The following is a 19,663-nucleotide window of genomic DNA, read 5'->3' on the forward strand; positions in this document are numbered from 1 at the left end:
ACGGGCCAGCCAGATTTATGAAATAATAACTGCACTATCGATTTGCGTGAACACGTTGTCTTTCATCGCCTTGCCATCCATCGCCGTAACTACGGTCCGATTCGGAATATTCACGATAAGGGCCATGTCCTTCATCAGAATGAGCGATTCCTTGCTCCCCTTCGCTGCGGCTTTATCCACCGCACTCTGGATCTGTTCCAACTGATCACCCTTCAATTCAATGCCGCGCTGCTGTAATCTCTTCGCCGCATGATTGCTAATTTTAAGGAGATTCTCATTTAAGAGCTCCTGGAACGTCCCGGGTGGAGGATTATGTTGAGCTTGCGTTGTTTTTCGTTCATTGTGAAGCGCTGCGGGATGTATTTTCCCGGGAAATAAATGCCCGATCATCATACGGTCACTCATGGCGAGGTTCCCCCAGACTCTTCATCTTGTCCCGGGTCTCCGGCTTCAGGCTCTCCCGGATCCGGATTGCTTGCTTCAGGTTCGGAAGGTAAAGGATCCGTTGCTCCTGGATCATTCTCGGCCATAGCGTTCTCGATTTTCACGATCTGGTCAAGCGATACTTCACTTTCACCGACTTTTGCGTAATGGACGCCTTCGCGGACGATGATGGAATCCACAAGACCGCTCTTCATGACGGAATCTGAGCCATCCTCCGGCTTGAACATCCAGCTGATCTGTTTACCGATCAAACTTGAAGCAGCACCCAAAGACTGGCTCATTGCCGTTAATTGAGTATTGATATTCATCAGCTGCTCCAGTGAAGTAAACTGGGCCATTTGGGCAATAAATTCCCGGTCCTGCATCGGCTGAAGCGGATCCTGATGCCGCAATTGCGTAATCAGAATGCTTAAGAACTGGTCCTTTCCAAGCTCTTGGCCGTTTCCGTTTTTAGTGCTGACGTTTCCTTTGGCATAATTGGGCCACATATTATTCGTAGATACCGGATTTGTTGCCATCCAAGCTCACCTCCTCACTGTTAGGCTTTCGCGGTAAATGTTCCTGCTTGCAAGGTCTCATCGTCGGCTTGATGCTCGGCAATCCAATCGTTCAATTCTTCCGTCAAATTCGCGGCAAGAACGGCATCGTCGGAAGGCCTATCTTTTTCCTTCGAGCGGTGCTGCGGCTGCTGCTGTCCTGATCCAGGCTGACGTCCATCCTGATAAAGATTGGCATTGGATGGCTGGCTGCTCTGCGTAACTTCAATTTTCTCAACTTGAAGTCCTTGGGCCAGCAATGCGCTTCGAAGCTGTGCCATTTGCTGGTCAATCAGCTCTTTAGCATCCGTCGACCGCGTCATGAACTGTGCGATCAACTGGCCATTCTGCATCGTTAGCTTGATGTCTACTTGGCCCAGATGCTCCGGATTCAAGGAGATTCTCGCTTCGGTAAAACCGGTTTGCTTCACGATTTCGAGCTTATTAATAATGAAGGAAGTCATTTCGTTAGAAAAATTCTCAACAGGCACCGGCGGAGCTGCAGGTTTCACCGCAACTTGGGTTCCGGAACGCAGGGCCAGCTGACCGGCAGTAACCGTTCCCTGCTCCAATAGGGAATCTCCTTCGTTTAACGCAAATTCAGCTGCTGTGCCGTCAACCGGGGTACTTGTGGCCAGAGTAGACCATTTAGCGTTCGCTTGCCCCGTTGTCTCAGATGAAGCCGACTGTCCTGCAGTATTCGCTGCAATGTTAGGTTGTACCGCGTCCGGCTGCTTTTGGCTCAGGATGTTGGCAAAACTGCCGCTTGCTTTACTTTCTCCAGTCCCCGTTCCTTGACCAAGCAAACTTTGGAAGGACTGGACTAGTTGTTTGACGGCTGCCTCCGTCTGGAGGTCCACTTGACCCGATTTGGATAGCATCGAAGCCAGCTGGCTGATCGTGTCCTGTACCGCAAACCGAATCGTTACCGGATGGGAAGCCAATGGCGGCATTTCATTGCCGTCAGCGTTACCTTGGGCGTGAGGAGCTGTTCCGCTCAACAGAAGGTTCGCTTGCGTCAGCCAGTTCTGCAGCTCTTGCAATAACGATGGATCCTCTTCTAACGCCTGGTCCATGGTATCTAGCTCCTGCAGCAATCCTTGAAGCAGCTCCATTAAGCCTTCAAGCGATTCGTCGGTTTCCGCTGAATACTGCGCAAGCAGGGATTCCAGCTTGGCCGCGACTTCTGTTGAAGTTGTTGCAGCGCCGCTGCCGCTGCCGTTCATCTGGTAAGCCAGCGTCGCATCAAAGGAAACACCCGTTGCCGCTTGACCGGCTGCGCTGGTCTTTCCGCTTCCCGCGGTACTGCTAACGGAAGAAGACATACTGCTTTGTACCGTTATTGTCATCGTCTATTTCACCTCCTTTCCTGAGGATGGAGATTCATTTCAGAGCTTATTTAGAGCCCATCAGGCGATTCAATATCTTAGCTGCCAGCTCCGCGTCTTTCGAGGACATCGCATTTAAAATTCGCGAACGCGTAGCATCGTCCACCGTATTTAGAATGGTCATCGTTTTCGCGGGGCTGATCTTGTACGTTTGCATCAGCAGGTCCGCGGCGTTGGCGGGCGTCATTCCGGCAAAAGTCTGATTCAGCTGGCTTTTATCCAGGTTCTCGGAGGTTTTCTTCTGCGCAGCCTCCGCGTCGTTCTTCTTCAGCCTGGATTGCAAAGCGGCAATGGCCATATCTTCGGAGGTCTCCGCGTCTTTCAGCATCATGGTTGCATCCGCCGCCGTTTTCGGATCCATCTTCTGAAGGATGGCAACCCGGTTGCTGCTCTTCATTTGGCTCAGCATTAGCACCATTTCTTCCAGCGTCAGGTTCTGCATGATCGGTGCGGCTTTGCTGGGACTCATGTCCGCATAAAGCTTGGACAGCTCACGAATCTGCTTGGTATACGCGTCTTCCTCTTCCGCCTCGCCGCCCGTGGATGTGCTTTGCATCGATTCTATTTGGGTTTCCAGCTCTTTCACCTTGTTTTCCTGCGTTGCTTTTTGCTCCGTTACTTCGTTTAACGTTTCTTCTTTCTCGGCAAGCTGCTTCTTAAGTTCCACAATCGTCGCTTCTGCGCTTTCTTCTTGCTGCTTCGCCTCTTTGAGCTTCTGCTCTTCCGGGGTCAACACCGGGTCAGGGACCCAGTTCTTAACGACCGGAATTTTATTGGCTACTTCGAGCAGCCCATCCCGGACATCGGCTCTGAAAAATACGGCGAGCGCTCCGAGCAGAACGATCGTGAATATAGCAGGTACCAAAATCAACAATATCCGTTCAAATCCTCCGCCTGATTCTTCCTTATCAATCGGCATGTCTTTTCGTGCCACACTCATTCCTCCCTCGCGGTCATACCCACCGGTGTTTGCAAACCTTAACGGGCTCTGATCGCAAAACGTACCGTCGCCATTTCGTCCAGCTCGTTTTGTTCCCGAAGGAGACTTTCATGCCGGAACTTTTCTTGGGATTTGTCTCTTGCCTTCAGCCACACTTTTTCGTCAAGCATTTTGTCGGACAGTACCTTTTGTTTCTTCGTTACATTGACATGGGCGATCCGTATGTCATCCCGTTTCCGTTCAATGCATTCTTCCAGGTGCTCTGCATAGACTTGAATGTTTCGGATTTCTGCGACAGGCACGCACCGCGATGCCGCTTCCTGCTGAGCACGGTACATTTGATCCCGCATCTCATACAGCTCATTCAGGCTTTTCTCTTCCGCCTGCAGCTTCCCGATGGCGCTTGACAGCATCCATTCCGCTTGCGTTTTCTCGTTGCTTTTCAGGTCTACGATTTTCTGGAATGCATAATGAAATTTCATTCTTCAAAGTCATCTCCTTGAAAACTCGGAAATCAAACGTTCCTGAACCTCATCCAATGTGGTCTTCTCATTCACTTTTTGTTTCGTAAAATCCCAGATGCGGCCGATGTATTCGATCGATTCATCGATGTCGGCATTCGAGCCCTGTTGGTAAGCTCCGATATTGATCAAATCCTCCGAGTCCTTGTAGATCGCCATCAAACGCTTTACGTTCTCGGAGGCATCGATTTGTTCCTCAGGCGAGATGTCTTTCATGACCCGGCTAATGCTGGCCAACACGTCGATCGCCGGAAAATGGCCTTTGTTGGCGATATTCCGGTTCAGGACGATGTGACCATCCAGGATCCCCCTGACCGCGTCCGCGATCGGTTCGTTCATGTCGTCGCCGTCTACCAGCACCGTGTAAAAAGCGGTGATCGAACCCGTCGGACCCGTGCCTGCGCGTTCCAGAAGCTTCGGCAGACTGGCAAATACCGACGGAGTGTAACCGCGCATCGCCGGCGGTTCCCCTACGGCAAGCCCGACTTCGCGCTGCGCCATCGCATAACGGGTAACCGAATCCATCATCAGCATCACGTTCAGCCCGCGATCCCTGAAATATTCGGCGATCGTGGTGGCGATCAGGGCTCCTTTAATGCGGATGAGCGCCGGTTGATCCGAGGTGGCCACGATCACAACGGACCGTTTCAACCCTTCGGGACCCAGGTCCCGCTCGATGAAATCAAGCACCTCTCGTCCCCGTTCACCGATCAAGGCAATGACATTGACATCGGCTGAGGTGTTGCGTGCGATCATTCCCATCAGGGTACTCTTCCCGACGCCGGAGCCGGCGAATATGCCGACACGCTGGCCTTTGCCGATGGAGAGCAATCCGTCAATCGCTCGCACGCCGATGCTGATCGGCTCCTGAACCCTGGGCCGATTAAGCGGGTTCTGCGGAACGTTATGGGTGGAATAATGCGGCATGCGTGCCGGAATAATGGATCCGTCGAGCGGTTGTCCCAATCCGTCCAGCACTTTGCCAAGCAGCTCCGAACCTACCTGCACGCTCAGCGGTTTGCCTGTACCCACTACATCGCAGCCCGGGCCAATGGAGTGAAGCTCGCCGAGAGGCATCAGCAGCACTTTATTGTCTCTGAAACCCACGACCTCGGCCTTGAGCGGCTTGGATTGCTTCGTGGGATAGATGTAGCAAACGTCGCCGATGCTGGCATCCGGCCCTTCGGACTCCACCATCAATCCGATGACTTGCGTAACCTTGCCGTTGATGCGAACGGGATCCAAATGTTTCAGATGGTCCATGTACCGGGCGCTATTCAGCTTCTTCATCTTGATTTCTCCGTTCCTCGACATCAAGGGCGATCCGTACGAGTTCTTTTTTGATCTCGGCCAGCTGTGTATCGATGCGTGCATCCACGCTTCCGAAGGAAGAACGGATGACGCAGCCGCGATCCTTTACCGTGGAGTCCGGCAAAATTTGAAGCTCCGCCTGGGAGTCGATCGATAATCCGAGCTCTTCCCGCGCGGCGTTTACGAATTCGAACTGATCGGGAGCTACGCAGAGGGAAATGATTCCTTTTTCCCGCTTGCGCGCCAGGTTCTTTCGAATCAGCTCCAGCGTGAATTCCGGTTCGATCGTAAGCTGACGATCCAGCACCTTCTCCGCAATGCTGCAGCTGAGCTCCACCAAAAACGGCTCCGCCTCCTGAATCAGATCTTCCTTGGCTTGGTGCGCGAGCTGAAGCAGCTCGCTCGCTTGCAGCGTCGCCTGCTCCATCAGTTCCTTCATCTCAAGCTCCGCCTTGGCAGAGCCCTCCGCATATCCTTGATTAAAGCCTTCCATTTTCAGCGTTTCGGACAAATCCTCGTCCTGAAGCCTTCTTTCGGTCCACCAAGCCTCAATCTGCTCCTGCGCTTCGGTCAGCAGACGCTGCGCCTCTTCCGAGGCCTCACGGATTTGCCTTTCGGCAAACTCCTGAGCGTCCTTTAGCATTTCATGTTTCAAACGTTCGGCTTCAGCCAGCGTTTGTGCAGCAGCCGGCTCGGCAGTCGGCGGTGCAGGCTCCTCCACCGTTTCCTCGGTTGGCGAAGCGTAACGACGAGCAAGATCCAACTCTTTCAACACATCCATCGGTTTATAGTGGGACGATTTGATCAAGTTAGACAATGATGTCATCTCCTCCGCCGCGGGCAATAATAACCTCACCCGCTTCTTCGAGTCTCCGGATCGTGCTTACGATCCGAGTCTGGGCTTCCTCCACGTCACGCAGCCGCACCGGTCCCATGTATTCCATTTCTTCGCGGAAGGTTTCGGCCATCCGCTTGGACATATTGCGGAAAATAACGTCCCGCACCTCTTCGCTTGCCACCTTGAGCGCAAGCTGCAGATCCGCATTCTCGACGTCGCGGATGATGCGCTGTATCGAACGGTTGTCCACGTTGACGATGTCTTCGAATACAAACATCCGCTTCTTGATTTCTTCCGCAAGCTCGGGATCCTGGATTTCCAGGGAGTCGAGGATCGTCCGTTCCGTTCCGCGGTCCACGCCGTTCAGAATTTGAACGATGGACTCGATGCCGCCCGCACTGGTGTAATCCTGCGTCACCGTAGCCGACAGCTTCTGTTCCAGCACGCGCTCCACCTGAGCGATGACTTCCGGCGAAGTACTGTCCATGACTGCAACCCTGCGCGCAACCTCCGCCTGCTTCTCTTGCGGGAGCGAAGACAGGATCGCGGATGCCTGCTCGTATTGAAGATAAGACAATACGAGTGCAATGGTCTGGGCATTCTCATTCTGGATAAAGTTCAGGATTTGGCTCGGATCCGCTTTACGGGCGAAGTCAAACGGTCTTACTTGAAGCGTTGCCGTCAGCCTGTTGATCACTTCCATCGCTTTTTGCTGTCCAAGCGCCTTCTCCAAAATCTCCTTCGCGTAATTGATGCCGCCCTGCGAGATGTATTCCTGGGCCAGGCAAATTTGATGGAACTCCTGAATAATGCTATCTTTCTCGACGCTGTCGACTTTGCGAACATTCGCAATCTCGAGCGTTAATTGTTCGATTTCTTCATCTCGAAGATGCTTAAATATTTGAGCAGACACTTCCGGGCCAAGTGTAATGAGCAGTATAGCCGCTTTTTGACGTCCGCTTAACATTTGGTTATTTCCCTTAGCCAATGCTTCCACCTCTATTCCTCAGCTAGCCATGTGCGAAGTAAATTCACGAATTCATCTGGCTTCTTCTTCGCCAAGGTTTCGAGCTGCTTACGAACCTGGCTTTCATTGGTTATGCTTTCGAGATTAATCGACGGGAATTCCGTAACGGGCGGAAGCTGGATATCCTCTTCAAGCTCCTCCTGCTGCTGTCTGCGTCTGCGGATGAAGAAATAGGTTCCTCCCGCAATCAATGCCAACGCAGCGATACCGATTCCCCATAATACAGGCTGTGAAAATACGGATTTCGGATTTTCATCCGCATTTACATTAAATACCTGCGAAATAACCGAAACTTTTTTGGACAAATCAGCGTCTGTATAAGTAGAGTCTGAATCCGAAAGCGATGCTCTTACAATATTGACCAGGATGTTCTGAATAGCCGTTCTTGTGGCATCATCCAAAGTTTGTTGCCCGGCAGGTGGTTCAACCGAGACGTTAATGGTTAAATCTTTAACAGTATATGGACTTGCAATGATATCCTTCGTAATCCGGTTAACCTCATAGTTAACGGTTTTGGAGAGCTCTTCCGAATTCGTTTCTCCGCTTCCAGAATCGCTTGGATATCCCGGAACGGCCTCTTCGCCTACGCCGGCCACGCCGCCTGTAGGACTGCCGGTTCCCGAGTAGTTCTTCTGGATCTCCTGAACGCTGAGCTCAATCCCCTTCATTTCTTCTTCATCCACAGGGGTTACGATGTTTTCCTTGCTTTGCACCTGATCAAAGTTCAGTTTGGAAGCTACAAGAACATTGACTTTATTCGAACCCATGTACTGCGAGAGGAATTGCTGGACATTTTGCCTTACGTCGTTTTCGAATTTTTTCTGAAGCGCGAAATTTTCTTCCACCTTGCCGATCAATCCGCCTTGACCGCCTTTAGCTGTTGCGAGCAGCTCGACTTCGTCATTGGTGATTGTAATGTTCTCTATCGGCAAATTGGGAATGGCCGTTTTTACAAGGTTGTAGTACCCGTCTATGACTTCCTGATTAGGACGATAGCCTGGTTTGAACTGCACAACCACGGAAGCGCTGGCCTGATCTTCGTTTCCGTTTTTCGCGAACACACTTTCTTTTGGCAGGTTCAATAATACCGTTGCGTCCTGAACGCCCTGCATCTTCTCCAGCAGCCGTTCGACTTCGCCATTCAATGCATTTACATATTTCACTTCGAATTCGTTATCCGTCATTCCGATGGCTGACGCATTCTTTTCGAAGGTTTCGAATCCGATTGTGCCATTCTGCACCAGTCCCTGTGATCCTACATCGATCTGGACTTTAGCCGCGCTTGTGCTCGGAACCAGAATGCTTCTGCCGTCCTCGCTCAGCTTGTAGGAAATCCCCTGGGTCTCCAAGTGGCTGATGATGCCTGCGGCGTCGCTGGAATTCAGATCCCGGAATGCTACCTCATACTTCGTCTTAGAGAATTGCATCGTTAGTACGACAAGAGCAATTAGAACAAATGCTACGGTAGCGATTAACATTATTTTTTGTTTGTTGCTGAATTGGTTCCAATACTGGGTCATTCTCTCCCGGTATTGGGTAATTCTCTCGTTCACATTGTCACCCCATCCGAAACTTTGCTAGAAACATTTAGATTTGCGTGCGCATGATCTCTTGATAGGCTTCTACCACTTTGTTTCGGACCTGTGTCGTGAGCTGAATGCTCAACAGAGCCTGTTGGGCGGATATCATCGCCTGATCTACGTTTACTTGTCCAATCATTAATTTATCGCTCATCACGTGCGCGTTCTGTTCCTGCGCGGCCACGGAGTTCAGTGCTTCATTCAGGTAAGAGCCAAAATCTCGGATCGATTCGGAAGGCGTCGCACCATTTTTCACTTGCTCCTGCATTTGCAGCGGCTGTACACCCTGAACACTGAACATTGCATTCTGAATCATCTCTCTCTCCTCCTACTATGCTGGTCTATGTATATATCATCGTATTATCTTCCAATCTCCAAAGCCTTCATGATCATCGCTTTCGAAGCGTTTATCGCCGTAACGTTAGCCTCGTAAGAACGGGTAGCTGCGAGCATATCCACCATTTCCTTCGTAATATCAACGTTAGGCATAAAGACATAGCCTTCCGCATTCGCATCCGGATGTGTGGGGTTATATACCTGCTTCAACGGGGATTGATCTTCCCGCACCTGCGCAACCTTAACCCCTTGCCCTGCATTCTGACCGTTCATCTGGGCTCTGAGAAGCCCTTCAAATGATTCCTGCTGCGGCTGAAACACAACCGTCTTTCGGCGATACGGAACGGCTTGTCCATTCTCGATTCGCGCGCGCGTGGTTTCCGCATTGGCTATGTTGGAGGAGATAACATCCATTCGAAGCCGTTGTGCCGTAAGAGCTGATGCATTAATTCCGAAGCTATTGCTAATATTCATGAATCCCTATCTCCCTTCAATAGCTGTACGCATCATTCGAATCTGCTCATTCACAGCTTGTACGTACGAATTATAACGGAGCTGATTCTCTGCAAGCAGCGACATTTCTCTGTCTGCATCGACATTATTCTGGTTGTTATTCATGGAACTGCTGCCGTCCTTTATGACCGAGGCATCCGGGATTGACCCGGTTGGACCAATGACAAAATGCCTGGGATCCGTTCTTCTGCCCTGAAGCGACAACTGGGCTCCATCCATTTCTTTCTTCAGAAGACTCTCAAAGGATACTTCGGATCTCTTAAAATGAGGTGTATCCACGTTCGCGATGTTGTTTGCAATCACGTTGTTCCTGAGATTCGCTGCATCCAAACCGCTTTGAAGCCGTTGAAAAGAACTATTATTCAACAGATTCACTAGCTCATTCCTCCTGACTGGATTTGCCGAAAGGTATTCCACTCTTCCTAGCTAAACCCTCTTTTTTCGACAAATAATATAATCCGTACGAACTAACCTAGGTCTTAAGTAGAAAAAGACAACATGATGTCACATAAACTAAGTTTCTTAAAGATTGGGACTTTTTACAATAAGAAAAAAGCCCTATCTTTTACCAAAAAGAAGGGCTTTGTGTTCATTTTTATCCGATTTTTTTCTATAATATTGCAAATCGTACCACTAAATCTGTAAATTTTAAGTGAATTTACCCGCTAGGTAGGTCCTGTTCCCATCCTGAATATTCACAAAAAATTGCGAAATCCGTCCCGATCCCTTCCAACATGCGAAAGCGCTTCGACATCTAGCAAGAAAGGCCGGGATGAATATCGACATTTATCTCCTTTTTGCATACCCGGCAGATAGACCTATACGAATGCAACTACAGAATATACTGGCTCAGGTCCCGATCCTGGGCGATGCCGGCAAGTTTCTCCCGGACATACTGCGGGGTGATCACCATCCGGTCCAGCGTCAATTCAGGCGCTTCAAACGACAGATCCTCCAGCAGCTTTTCCAATATCGTATGGAGCCTCCGTGCGCCGATATTCTCCGTGTTCTGGTTCACCGAAGCCGCGATTTGGGCAATTTCCCGGATCGCTTCCGGCGAAAACTCGATTTCCAGGTCTTCGGTACGCAGCAGATTGACGTATTGTTTGGTCAATGCGTTTTTCGGCTCGGTCAAAATGGACACAAAATCGTCGAGCGACAAACTGTTCAGCTCTACCCGAATCGGAAAACGCCCTTGAAGCTCGGGAATCAAATCCGACGGCTTCGCGATATGGAATGCGCCAGCAGCGATAAACAGGACAAAGTCCGTTTTTACCGGCCCGTATTTCGTCATGATCGTGGAGCCTTCCACGATAGGCAGAATGTCGCGCTGCACGCCTTCCCTGGACACATCAGGACCCGATTGACGGCCCTGGCTGGCAACCTTGTCGATTTCGTCGATGAAAATAATCCCGGATTGCTCGGCCCGGCGTATGGACTCTTGGATGACATCATCCATATCAATGAGCTTGCCTGCTTCTTCCTGCGTAAGCACTTTTCTGGCTTCCTTGACGGACAGCTTGCGGCGCTTCGTACGCTTCGGCATCAGGTTGCCGAACATCTCCTGCATATTCATGCCCATCTGATCATTGCCCTGTCCGGCAAACATGTCGAACATATTCGGTGCGGCATCCTCGACATCGATCTCAATCGTTTCGTCTTCAAGCTTGCCGGACAGCAGGTTAAAGCGCACCTGTCTCCGCTTCTCTTTAAGACTAACGTCCTTATCGTCCGCATCTTCCTCATCGGCCTGGGTTTCGTTGTTTCCTCCGCCAAATAGCATCTCAAAGGGATTACGCTGGCTCTTCTGGCCTTTGGTTGAAGGCGCCAACAGCTGAACGATCCGCTCGTTCGCCATTTCCTCGGCTTTGTCCTTAACCTTCTCCGTACGTTCCAGCTTCACCATCCGGATCGCGGTTTCCACCAGATCCCGTACCATGGACTCCACATCACGGCCGACATAACCAACCTCGGTAAACTTCGTTGCCTCGACCTTGACGAACGGTGCATGGACCAGCTTGGCAAGCCTTCTCGCAATTTCCGTTTTGCCGACGCCGGTAGGACCGATCATCAGAATGTTCTTCGGTACGATTTCATCCCGCTCGTCCTCGGTCAGCAGACTCCGGCGATAACGGTTCCGAAGTGCGACAGCGACCGATTTTTTAGCGTCCTTCTGGCCTACGATGTATTTATCCAGCTCGGATACAATCTGTCTAGGCGTCATCGATTCTTTACTCATCGCGAATACCTCCACCCCTGATATGGCTATATGTTGCTGCATGGCCCTCTTACAGCTCTTCAACAATAATGTTGCTGTTCGTGTAGACACACACCTCAGAAGCGATCTGAAGGGCTTCTCTGGCGATGTCTTTCGCTTCCATATGCCCTGCATGGCGCTTAAGCGCACGTCCGGCAGACAAGGCAAAATTGCCGCCTGACCCAATGGCCAGCACATCATCATCAGGCTCGATGATTTCGCCGCCGCCGGAAATCAGCAGCATCCCCGTTTTGTCCATAACAATCATCAAGGCTTCAAGTTTACGGAGCACCCTGTCTTGACGCCAGTCCTTCGCAAGCTCGACAGCGGCCCGCTGCAGGTTTCCATGGTGCTCCTCCAGCTTGCCTTCGAATTTCTCAAACAACGTGATCGCATCCGCCACAGAACCGGCAAAACCGGCGACAACTTGTCCCCGGTAAAGACGGCGCACTTTCTTGGCGGTCTGCTTCATGACTACACTTTCACCGAATGTGACTTGGCCGTCGCCGGCTATAGCTGCCGTGCCATTGTGCCGCACTGCGCAAATCGTCGTGGCGTGAAAAGTCATTTCCATGATGGCAGGACCTCCCTAAGAAAATAAGATTAGATTGTATTTAGTTCATGCTCGCTAATAAATACGCGTACCCCGTCAAGGGCACGGTTCGCAAGCGCTTCGTTCTTTTCCTTTTTGTTCCGAATCCGCTTCTCTAGGCCCGGAAGAAGACCGAAGTTCGCGTTCATCGGCTGGAAATTATCGGGATCCGCATGGGTGATGTAATAAGCCATGCTTCCGATGGTCGATTCCTGAGGAAATACGATCCCCTCACGCCCCTGAGCCGCTCTTGCCGCATTAATGCCTGCAATCAATCCGGACGCCGCCGATTCAACATACCCTTCGACGCCGGTCATTTGTCCCGCCAGGTACAAATTCGGCCGTGTTTTCACCTGATAGGTTTGTTCCAGCAATTTTGGCGAATTGACAAACGTATTGCGGTGCATGACGCCGTATCGCACGATTTCGGCGTTCTCGAGTCCCGGTATCATGGAAATGATGCGCTTCTGTTCGCCCCACTTCAAATGGGTCTGGAAGCCGACAAGGTTGTAGAGGGTACCCGCCGCATTATCCTGACGGAGCTGAACCACGGCGTAAGGCAGTTTGCCCGTATGCGGGTTCACCAATCCTACAGGCTTCATCGGGCCGAACAAGGCGGTTTGTTTGCCGCGCTTCATCATAACCTCGATCGGCATGCAGCCCTCGAAATAAATCTCCTTCTCAAACTCTTTCAATTGCGCGACTTCAGCATTAATAAGAGCGTCATAGAAGGCGTCGAACTCTTCTTCCGTCATGGGACAATTCAGATAGGCCGCTTCGCCTTTATCATAACGTGACGCTAGATAGACCTTGCTCATATCGATGGAATCCTTCTCCACGATCGGAGCAGCCGCATCGTAAAAATAGAAATAGTCTTCGCCCATCAGCTCGCGGATTTGCGACGACAATGCCGGCGAAGTCAGCGGTCCCGTAGCAATAACAACGATGCCTTCTTCAGGTATATGCTGAATTTCTTCATTTACGACCTCGATTAACGGATGCTGATGCAAGGTTTCCGTAATTTCTCCGGAGAAGCCGTCGCGGTCGACGGCTAATGCGCCGCCAGCCGGGACGGAATTGCGGTCAGCCGATCCGATGACGAGGGAATTCAGCATCCGCATCTCTTCCTTCAATACGCCGACCGCATTGGTCAATCCGTTCGCCCGAAGCGAATTACTGCATACAAGCTCGGCGAACTTGTCCGTATGATGAGCCGGCGTCTTTACGACCGGCCGCATCTCGTATAGTGTAACGGGTACGCCGCGGCTGGCGATCTGCCAGGCAGCTTCACTGCCAGCAAGTCCTGCCCCGATAACCGTAACCCTCTGTGAATCTGTCAACGTCATTACCCCCTGTATGCCTTACAAATCTGCTGCTTCATCCTGTTCCTCGACCATTTCGGAATAATCGCAAGAGGTACACTGAAGCTTGATGCCTTGCTTGCTTTTCTTCTCTACCATTAAACTGCTGCAATTCGGACACGGCTTCGTTGACGGTTTATCCCATGATACAAAGTCGCATTCGGGATACCGGTCACAGCCAAAGAAGACGCGCCCCTTCTTGCTCCGGCGTTCCACGACATGGCCTTCCTTGCATTTCGGGCAAGATACGCCAATGTCCTTCACGATCGGTTTGGTATTCCGGCAATCCGGGAAGCCCGAGCAGGCAAGAAACTTGCCGAAACGACCCAGCTTATAAACCAGGGGCTTGCCGCATTTTTCGCAGATCTCATCGGAAACCTCGTCTTCGATTTCGATTTCCTTCATTTCTTCCTCTGCTACTTCAAGCCGCTTCTCAAAGGACTCATAGAACTCTGCCAATACCTTGACCCAATCCTCGGAGCCTTCCTCCACATGGTCGAGATCCTCTTCCATGTTCGCCGTAAACTCCACATTGAGGATTTCCGGGAAGAACTGCTCCATCTGCTCGATGACAAGCTCGCCGAGCTCCGTCGGCATGAATTTTTTCTCTTCGATGGCAACGTAGCCTCTCTTCTGGATCGTCTCCAGCGTCGGCGCATACGTACTCGGACGCCCTATGCCGAGCTCCTCCAGCGTTCGGACTAGCCGCGCTTCCGTATAACGCGGAGGCGGCTGCGTGAAGTGCTGCTTCGGCTCAATGTCCTGCTTCTCCAGAATGTCTCCGGAATGAAGCTCCGGCAGGTATTTGTCTTCCTCTGTCGTCCCGTCGTCGTTGCCTTCAACGTAAACCTTCATGAATCCAGGGAAACGGACCTTCGAACCGGTCGCCCGGAAGACCGTATTCCCGGCAGTGATGTCCACCGAAAGCGTATCCAGTACTGCAGAAGACATCTGGCTTGCCACAAAGCGTTCCCAGATCAGTTTGTACAACCGAAGCTGGTCGCGGCTCATAAACGGCTTCATCGATTCCGGATCGCGCAGCACGGACGTTGGACGAATCGCTTCGTGCGCATCCTGGGCGTTGGCAGCTTTTTTCGAATATTGTCTCGGGCTCTCCGGCACGAACGGATCACCGTACTTCTCGGTGATGTATTCCTTCGCTTCTTCTTGAGCCGTACCTGAGATCCGCGTGGAATCCGTACGCATATAAGTAATTAAACCGACGGTGCCTTCCTTGCCTAACTCAACACCCTCGTACAGCTGCTGGGCTACCGACATGGTCTTGGCGGCACGGAAACCGAGTTTACGGGCAGCCTCCTGCTGCAAGGAACTCGTCGTAAACGGCGGCGACGGGTGGCGCTGACGCTCACGCTCTTTCACTTCGCCGACCTGGAAGGAGGCATCCCGAATCGCCTCGAGAATTTCATTCACTTCCTGCTCATTGGTCAGTTCCTTCTTCGCGCCGTTTAGCTGCGTGAATTTGGCTTCGAATGCGGAGCCTTTAATCGCCAGCTTGGCCGTTATGGTCCAATATTCTTCCGGAACGAAAGCGCTTATCTCATTCTCGCGGTCGAGAATGATTTTGACGGCTACCGATTGAACCCGGCCGGCCGAAAGACCCTTCTTCACTTTCTTCCATAGAATAGGACTGATCTTATAACCAACCAATCGGTCCAAAATACGTCTGGCCTGCTGCGCGTTAACCAGATCCATGTTAATTTTGCGCGGCGTTTTGAAGGCATCCTTCACGGCCGTTTTCGTTATTTCATTAAATACAACCCGCAGGCTTTGAGTATCATCCAGCTCCAACGCATGCGCAAGATGCCATGCAATGGCTTCCCCTTCGCGATCGGGGTCAGCTGCGAGGTACACTTTTTTCACCTTTTTGCTTGCATCCTTAAGTTCCTTTAAGACAGAACCTTTTCCGCGGATCGTAATGTATTTCGGATTGAAGTCGTTTTCCACCTCAACCCCGATCTGGCTCTTCGGCAAATCGCGAACATGACCCATCGAAGCCTTCACGATATACTTGCTGCCGAGATATTTGCCAATCGTTTTCGCCTTAGCAGGCGACTCTACGATGACGAGTGAATCCGCCACAGGTTCATCCTCCTCTCCAACGTTCAAACTTTCCCATTATATGATTTTATATATAGCACCGGGTAATTGGGTAATCTGCTTTTTTATGATTAAAGATAACAGAACTGAATGCAAATGTCCAAAATCCCACCGGGTACGCTCGATCATCTCATCCAACGACCCGGGACCCTGTTCGAGCATATGGTATATTTGTCGCTCGTCATTTGTCAACCCGGCTAGTTCATCCGGACGCTCCTGACGAGGGGCCCGCCGCTCCTTATTGTATGTATCCGAGACCCCTTTTGGCAACCAGGAATCATATTCTTCTATTATATCCTCTGCTTCCGTGACCATCTTGGCCCCTTGCTTGATCAAATCCAAGGTCCCTCTGCTCTTGGGTGAAGTTAGCGGTCCCGGAACGGAAAACACGTCCCTTCCCGCCTCCAGGGCCAAATCGGCCGTAATCAGCGACCCGCTGCGGGCATCCGCTTCCACCACTACGGTTCCCAGCGTCAGCCCGGCGATGATTCGGTTTCGCTGCGGGAAGAATCCCGGCAGCGCCTTGGTACCCGGCGGGTATTCGGAAATAATAAGCCCTTTAGCCGCGATCTCTTCATAAAGTGATCGGTTCTCCGGCGGATAAATGACATCGATGCCGGCTCCGAGAACGGCCACCGTCGGCCCGCCGCTTCGCAATGCGGTTTCGTGCACGACGCTGTCAATGCCTCTGGCCATGCCGCTGACAACCGTAAGCCCCGCTCGGGTCAACGCCTCCGACAGCATCGTTGCAACCTTGCGCCCGTAGCCGGTAGGCATTCTTGTACCGACCATCGCGATCCCCGGCGTGGACAGCAAATGAGGATCCCCGATGCAATACAGAACCCAGGGCGCTTGCGGCGACGATTTCAACATGTCCGGGTAGACAGCATCAAGGGCTGTTATAATACGTATTTTTGTGCGGTTTGTCAAATTCCATACCTTGTCTTCCTCTTGTCGAAGCTCGACCTCCTCGTCATTCGACAGTTCGACACGCTTTCTTTCGACGGCGATAGGGAATTCTTTAGACAGCTTGTTTGCTTTTTCGACAGGCAGACCGCACGCTCTCCAATCCTGCGCATCATAGGACAGCAAGCCTTCATGCAGCTCACCGTTCAGTACCATTCGGTTGATGGTCTTCCATCCGATGCCTTCGCTTTCATGCAATGCAACCAGCAGTAATCTGTCCAGCCTCATCACGCGACCTCCTTAAAATATAAAATCATAAACAAAAAAGCAACCCTTCATTTCCTAATCAGGAAATAAAAGGTTGCTTACCTTAAGTTATAACGTTAACCTGGCCTATTAATGGATAGGTCTAAGCCTTAGTGCGTTGTGCAGGACTCCAATAGCCCCTTCTCTTCCAGCACGCTAACCAAGGTCGAGCCCATTTCGGCAGGCGTAGGAGCCACTTTGATACCGCATGCTTCAAGCACAGCGATTTTTTCCTTGGCTGTTCCTTTACCGCCGGAAATGATCGCGCCAGCGTGGCCCATGCGTTTCCCTGGAGGCGCTGTTGCGCCGCCAATGAAGCCTACCACCGGCTTGGTCATGTTGGCTTTGATCCACTCAGCCGCTTCTTCCTCAGCGGTTCCGCCGATCTCGCCGATCATGATCACCGCTTTGGTATTCGGATCTTCGTTAAACAGTCTCAGCACATCGATAAACTCCGTCCCTTTAACCGGGTCGCCGCCGATTCCTACGGCGGAGGATTGTCCGATGCCGCGAGCCGTCAGCTGATGAACGGCTTCATAGGTCAAGGTACCGCTCCGCGATACAACCCCGACATGTCCCGGCGTGTGGATATAACCCGGCATGATGCCGATTTTACATTCACCCGGCGTGATGACACCCGGACAGTTAGGTCCGATCAAGCGAGTCTTCTTGCCTTCCATATAACGGGATACCTTTACCATGTCGAGCACCGGAATGCCTTCCGTAATGCAGATCACCAGATCCATCTCGGCATCAACGGCTTCCAGAATGGAGTCGGCCGCAAAAGCAGGCGGTACATAAATGACGCTTGCGGTTGCGCCTGTTTTGGCTTTGGCTTCCTCAACGGTGTTGTAAACCGGCAGTTTGACGGTTTCGCCGTTCTCCAGCGTGATTTCAACTTCGGTTCCGCCTTTGCCGGGCGAAGTTCCGCCGACCATTTGCGTACCGTAATCCAAGGCGCCTTTTGCATGGAACAGGGCTGTTTTACCTGTAATCCCTTGCGTGATAACTTTTGTATTTTTATCGATCAAAATACTCACGATTGATTCACATCCCCTATTGTTATTTGAAAATGAAAGCAACCGCACGGCAGGGCTAAGAAGCCCATCGTGCCATGCCCCTTCAGGAATGAAATATTACTGAACGAGGGAGACGATCTTCTGTGCTCCGTCGGCCATGGAATCAGCAGGCACGATATTGAGACCGGACTCAGCCAAAATCTGCTTGCCGAGGTCTACGTTCGTTCCTTCCAAGCGTACAACAAGCGGACGAGTCAGTCCCAGCTGTTTCGCTGCTTCGACAACACCGGTAGCAATAACGTCGCAACGCATTATGCCGCCGAAAATGTTGACAAAGATTCCTTTTACTTGAGGATCGGACAAAATAATCTTGAAGGCCTCCGTTACCTTCTCCGTTGTTGCGCCGCCCCCAACATCAAGGAAGTTGGCAGGGTCGCCGCCATAATACTTGATGATGTCCATCGTAGCCATGGCAAGACCTGCCCCGTTAACCATGCAGCCGATGTTGCCGTCGAGAGCTATGTAACTCAAGTCGTATTTGGACGCTTCGATTTCCTTCTCGTCTTCCTCATCCAGATCGCGCAGTTCCAAGATGTCCTTATGACGGAACAACGCATTGGAATCGAAATTGAGTTTGGCATCGAGAGCCATGACGTTTCCGTCACCGGTTACGACAAGCGGATTGATTTCAGCGATAGAGCAATCCTTCTCTACGAATGCCTTATACAAGGCCAGCATGAACTGAACGGCTTTCCCTACCAGTTCATTCGGAATATTAATGGAATACGCTAATTTCCGCGCTTGGAATGTTTGAAGTCCGATCGCCGGATCCACGACTTCTTTGAAAATTTTCTCAGGAGTTGCTGCTGCAACCTCTTCGATTTCTGTACCGCCTTCTTCGGACGCCATCATGACGACACGGCCGGTAGCGCGGTCAACAACAACACCGATATAGTACTCTTTGCGAATATCGCAGCCCTCTTCAATAAGGAGACGCTTGACTTCCTTGCCTTCCGGACCCGTTTGGTGAGTCACCAACACCTTGCCCAGAATTTCTTCGGCGTAAGCACGAACCTCGTCCAGGTTCTTCGCCACTTTAACGCCGCCGGCTTTACCGCGGCCGCCTGCGTGGATCTGCGCTTTGACAACGGTTACGGGACTGCCCAAAGATTGCGCAGCTTCAACTGCTTCTTCCACCGTAAACGCTACCTTGCCGTTCGGAACAGCTACTCCATATTGCTTCAGTACTTGTTTTCCTTGATATTCATGGATATTCATTCTCGAATCCTCCTATCAACATGACTGGAACAAGGCTGGCTGACACGGAACCAATCTATGAAAGTTCGCACTGTCAACCTTTATATATTAAACCCAAGCTATTGTAACATGTTTTTAAAACGCTTACCTTAAAAAGTTCACCGTTTATCCACTCGATTTGGCATGGGTATGATTCCTTCCAGATATAAATTGGAAATATATGTATCATCATCTGTTTTTTCGCGCGTAAAATATCAAACCTATAATGCCTAACACCACAATAGCAATGCCAAGCAATCCTGCTGCAAGCATAATTAAGATATTTTCCCACAATATTGTCATTTCGATTCCCTCTCCATCCCCATAGAATTAGTGCATCCATTACTATTATACCATTAAATCCCTTTTTAGGG

Annotated in this window: 19 protein-coding genes; all 19 read right to left on the minus strand. The window is 51.1% G+C overall.

The features are described from left to right. Nucleotides 1-15: 15 nt before the first annotated feature. Complete coding sequence (locus HMPREF9412_RS25745) at nt 16-405, minus strand: TIGR02530 family flagellar biosynthesis protein (RefSeq protein WP_036673620.1); 390 nt, start codon at nt 403-405, stop codon at nt 16-18. Continuing rightward, nucleotides 402-962 carry a flagellar hook capping FlgD N-terminal domain-containing protein gene (locus HMPREF9412_RS25750; protein WP_009594722.1) on the minus strand — a complete coding sequence of 187 codons (561 nt, stop codon included), beginning with the start codon at nt 960-962 and terminating at the stop codon, nt 402-404. The genes HMPREF9412_RS25745 and HMPREF9412_RS25750 overlap by 4 nt, the downstream gene beginning before the upstream one ends. 20 nt (nt 963-982) lie before the next feature. Further along, nucleotides 983-2,329: a flagellar hook-length control protein FliK gene (locus HMPREF9412_RS25755; RefSeq protein ID WP_009594730.1), complete on the minus strand. Its 1,347-nt coding sequence runs from the start codon at nt 2,327-2,329 to the stop codon at nt 983-985. Nucleotides 2,330-2,375: 46 nt separating this feature from the next. Continuing rightward, the gene (locus tag HMPREF9412_RS25760) at nt 2,376-3,308 is read right to left on the minus strand and encodes a kinesin (RefSeq protein ID WP_036673622.1); all 933 of its coding nucleotides are present in this window, start codon (nt 3,306-3,308) and stop codon (nt 2,376-2,378) included. 38 nt (nt 3,309-3,346) lie between these two features. Then, entirely contained in the window at nt 3,347-3,790 is a 444-nt protein-coding gene (gene fliJ / locus HMPREF9412_RS25765) for a flagellar export protein FliJ (RefSeq protein ID WP_009594763.1), read from the minus strand. A 9-nt stretch (nt 3,791-3,799) separates the two neighbouring features. After that, nucleotides 3,800-5,119, minus strand: a complete 1,320-nt coding sequence (fliI, locus tag HMPREF9412_RS25770) for a flagellar protein export ATPase FliI (protein ID WP_009594717.1) — start codon at nt 5,117-5,119, stop codon at nt 3,800-3,802. Further along, nucleotides 5,103-5,957, minus strand: a complete 855-nt coding sequence (locus tag HMPREF9412_RS25775; protein WP_009594723.1) for a FliH/SctL family protein — start codon at nt 5,955-5,957, stop codon at nt 5,103-5,105. The genes fliI and HMPREF9412_RS25775 overlap by 17 nt, the downstream gene beginning before the upstream one ends. Next, nucleotides 5,950-6,966 carry a flagellar motor switch protein FliG gene (fliG, locus tag HMPREF9412_RS25780; protein WP_015736330.1) on the minus strand — a complete coding sequence of 339 codons (1,017 nt, stop codon included), beginning with the start codon at nt 6,964-6,966 and terminating at the stop codon, nt 5,950-5,952. Before fliG ends, HMPREF9412_RS25775 begins: the two co-directional genes overlap by 8 nt. 11 nt (nt 6,967-6,977) lie before the next feature. Next, entirely contained in the window at nt 6,978-8,558 is a 1,581-nt protein-coding gene (gene fliF / locus HMPREF9412_RS25785; protein WP_009594716.1) for a flagellar basal-body MS-ring/collar protein FliF, read from the minus strand. A 34-nt stretch (nt 8,559-8,592) separates the two neighbouring features. Further along, the gene (gene fliE / locus HMPREF9412_RS25790; protein WP_009594713.1) at nt 8,593-8,901 is read right to left on the minus strand and encodes a flagellar hook-basal body complex protein FliE; all 309 of its coding nucleotides are present in this window, start codon (nt 8,899-8,901) and stop codon (nt 8,593-8,595) included. A 44-nt stretch (nt 8,902-8,945) separates the two neighbouring features. Then, nucleotides 8,946-9,395 carry a flagellar basal body rod protein FlgC gene (flgC, locus tag HMPREF9412_RS25795; RefSeq protein WP_009594707.1) on the minus strand — a complete coding sequence of 150 codons (450 nt, stop codon included), beginning with the start codon at nt 9,393-9,395 and terminating at the stop codon, nt 8,946-8,948. 6 nt (nt 9,396-9,401) lie between these two features. Beyond that, nucleotides 9,402-9,809, minus strand: a complete 408-nt coding sequence (flgB, locus tag HMPREF9412_RS25800) for a flagellar basal body rod protein FlgB (protein WP_009594762.1) — start codon at nt 9,807-9,809, stop codon at nt 9,402-9,404. A 457-nt stretch (nt 9,810-10,266) separates the two neighbouring features. After that, nucleotides 10,267-11,673 carry an ATP-dependent protease ATPase subunit HslU gene (gene hslU / locus HMPREF9412_RS25805; RefSeq protein ID WP_009594759.1) on the minus strand — a complete coding sequence of 469 codons (1,407 nt, stop codon included), beginning with the start codon at nt 11,671-11,673 and terminating at the stop codon, nt 10,267-10,269. A gap of 49 nt (nt 11,674-11,722) precedes the next feature. Beyond that, nucleotides 11,723-12,265 carry an ATP-dependent protease subunit HslV gene (hslV, locus tag HMPREF9412_RS25810; protein ID WP_006211334.1) on the minus strand — a complete coding sequence of 181 codons (543 nt, stop codon included), beginning with the start codon at nt 12,263-12,265 and terminating at the stop codon, nt 11,723-11,725. 29 nt (nt 12,266-12,294) lie between these two features. Beyond that, the gene (gene trmFO, locus HMPREF9412_RS25815) at nt 12,295-13,629 is read right to left on the minus strand and encodes an FADH(2)-oxidizing methylenetetrahydrofolate--tRNA-(uracil(54)-C(5))-methyltransferase TrmFO (protein WP_009594693.1); all 1,335 of its coding nucleotides are present in this window, start codon (nt 13,627-13,629) and stop codon (nt 12,295-12,297) included. Between the two features lie 15 nt (nt 13,630-13,644). Continuing rightward, nucleotides 13,645-15,744: a type I DNA topoisomerase gene (gene topA / locus HMPREF9412_RS25820; RefSeq protein ID WP_009594778.1), complete on the minus strand. Its 2,100-nt coding sequence runs from the start codon at nt 15,742-15,744 to the stop codon at nt 13,645-13,647. Nucleotides 15,745-15,780: 36 nt separating this feature from the next. Next, nucleotides 15,781-16,956, minus strand: coding sequence for a DNA-processing protein DprA (dprA, locus tag HMPREF9412_RS25825; protein WP_009594756.1), 1,176 nt, complete (start codon nt 16,954-16,956; stop codon nt 15,781-15,783). Nucleotides 16,957-17,084: 128 nt separating this feature from the next. Continuing rightward, nucleotides 17,085-18,014 (minus strand): succinate--CoA ligase subunit alpha, encoded by a 930-nt coding sequence (gene sucD / locus HMPREF9412_RS25830; protein WP_009594770.1) that lies wholly within the window; start codon nt 18,012-18,014, stop codon nt 17,085-17,087. A 96-nt stretch (nt 18,015-18,110) separates the two neighbouring features. Then, nucleotides 18,111-19,271: an ADP-forming succinate--CoA ligase subunit beta gene (gene sucC / locus HMPREF9412_RS25835; RefSeq protein WP_009594712.1), complete on the minus strand. Its 1,161-nt coding sequence runs from the start codon at nt 19,269-19,271 to the stop codon at nt 18,111-18,113. Nucleotides 19,272-19,663: the final 392 nt, after the last annotated feature.

It is taken from the genome of Paenibacillus sp. HGF5, assembly GCF_000204455.1.
GTDB classification, from domain to species: domain Bacteria; phylum Bacillota; class Bacilli; order Paenibacillales; family Paenibacillaceae; genus Paenibacillus_AQ; species Paenibacillus_AQ lautus_A.

Bases quoted from the DNA above. Each gene is read 5' to 3' on its own strand.
- HMPREF9412_RS25745 (WP_036673620.1), bottom strand. From the start codon at position 405: ATGAGTGACCGTATGATGATCGGGCATTTATTTCCCGGGAAAATACAT.
- HMPREF9412_RS25750 (WP_009594722.1), bottom strand. From the start codon at position 962: ATGGCAACAAATCCGGTATCTACGAATAATATGTGGCCCAATTATGCC.
- HMPREF9412_RS25755 (WP_009594730.1), bottom strand. From the start codon at position 2,329: ATGACAATAACGGTACAAAGCAGTATGTCTTCTTCCGTTAGCAGTACC.
- HMPREF9412_RS25760 (WP_036673622.1), bottom strand. From the start codon at position 3,308: ATGAGTGTGGCACGAAAAGACATGCCGATTGATAAGGAAGAATCAGGC.
- fliJ (WP_009594763.1), bottom strand. From the start codon at position 3,790: ATGAAATTTCATTATGCATTCCAGAAAATCGTAGACCTGAAAAGCAAC.
- fliI (WP_009594717.1), bottom strand. From the start codon at position 5,119: ATGAAGAAGCTGAATAGCGCCCGGTACATGGACCATCTGAAACATTTG.
- fliE (WP_009594713.1), bottom strand. From the start codon at position 8,901: ATGATTCAGAATGCAATGTTCAGTGTTCAGGGTGTACAGCCGCTGCAA.
- flgC (WP_009594707.1), bottom strand. From the start codon at position 9,395: ATGAATATTAGCAATAGCTTCGGAATTAATGCATCAGCTCTTACGGCA.
- hslU (WP_009594759.1), bottom strand. From the start codon at position 11,673: ATGAGTAAAGAATCGATGACGCCTAGACAGATTGTATCCGAGCTGGAT.
- hslV (WP_006211334.1), bottom strand. From the start codon at position 12,265: ATGGAAATGACTTTTCACGCCACGACGATTTGCGCAGTGCGGCACAAT.
- trmFO (WP_009594693.1), bottom strand. From the start codon at position 13,629: ATGACGTTGACAGATTCACAGAGGGTTACGGTTATCGGGGCAGGACTT.
- dprA (WP_009594756.1), bottom strand. From the start codon at position 16,956: ATGAGGCTGGACAGATTACTGCTGGTTGCATTGCATGAAAGCGAAGGC.
- sucC (WP_009594712.1), bottom strand. From the start codon at position 19,271: ATGAATATCCATGAATATCAAGGAAAACAAGTACTGAAGCAATATGGA.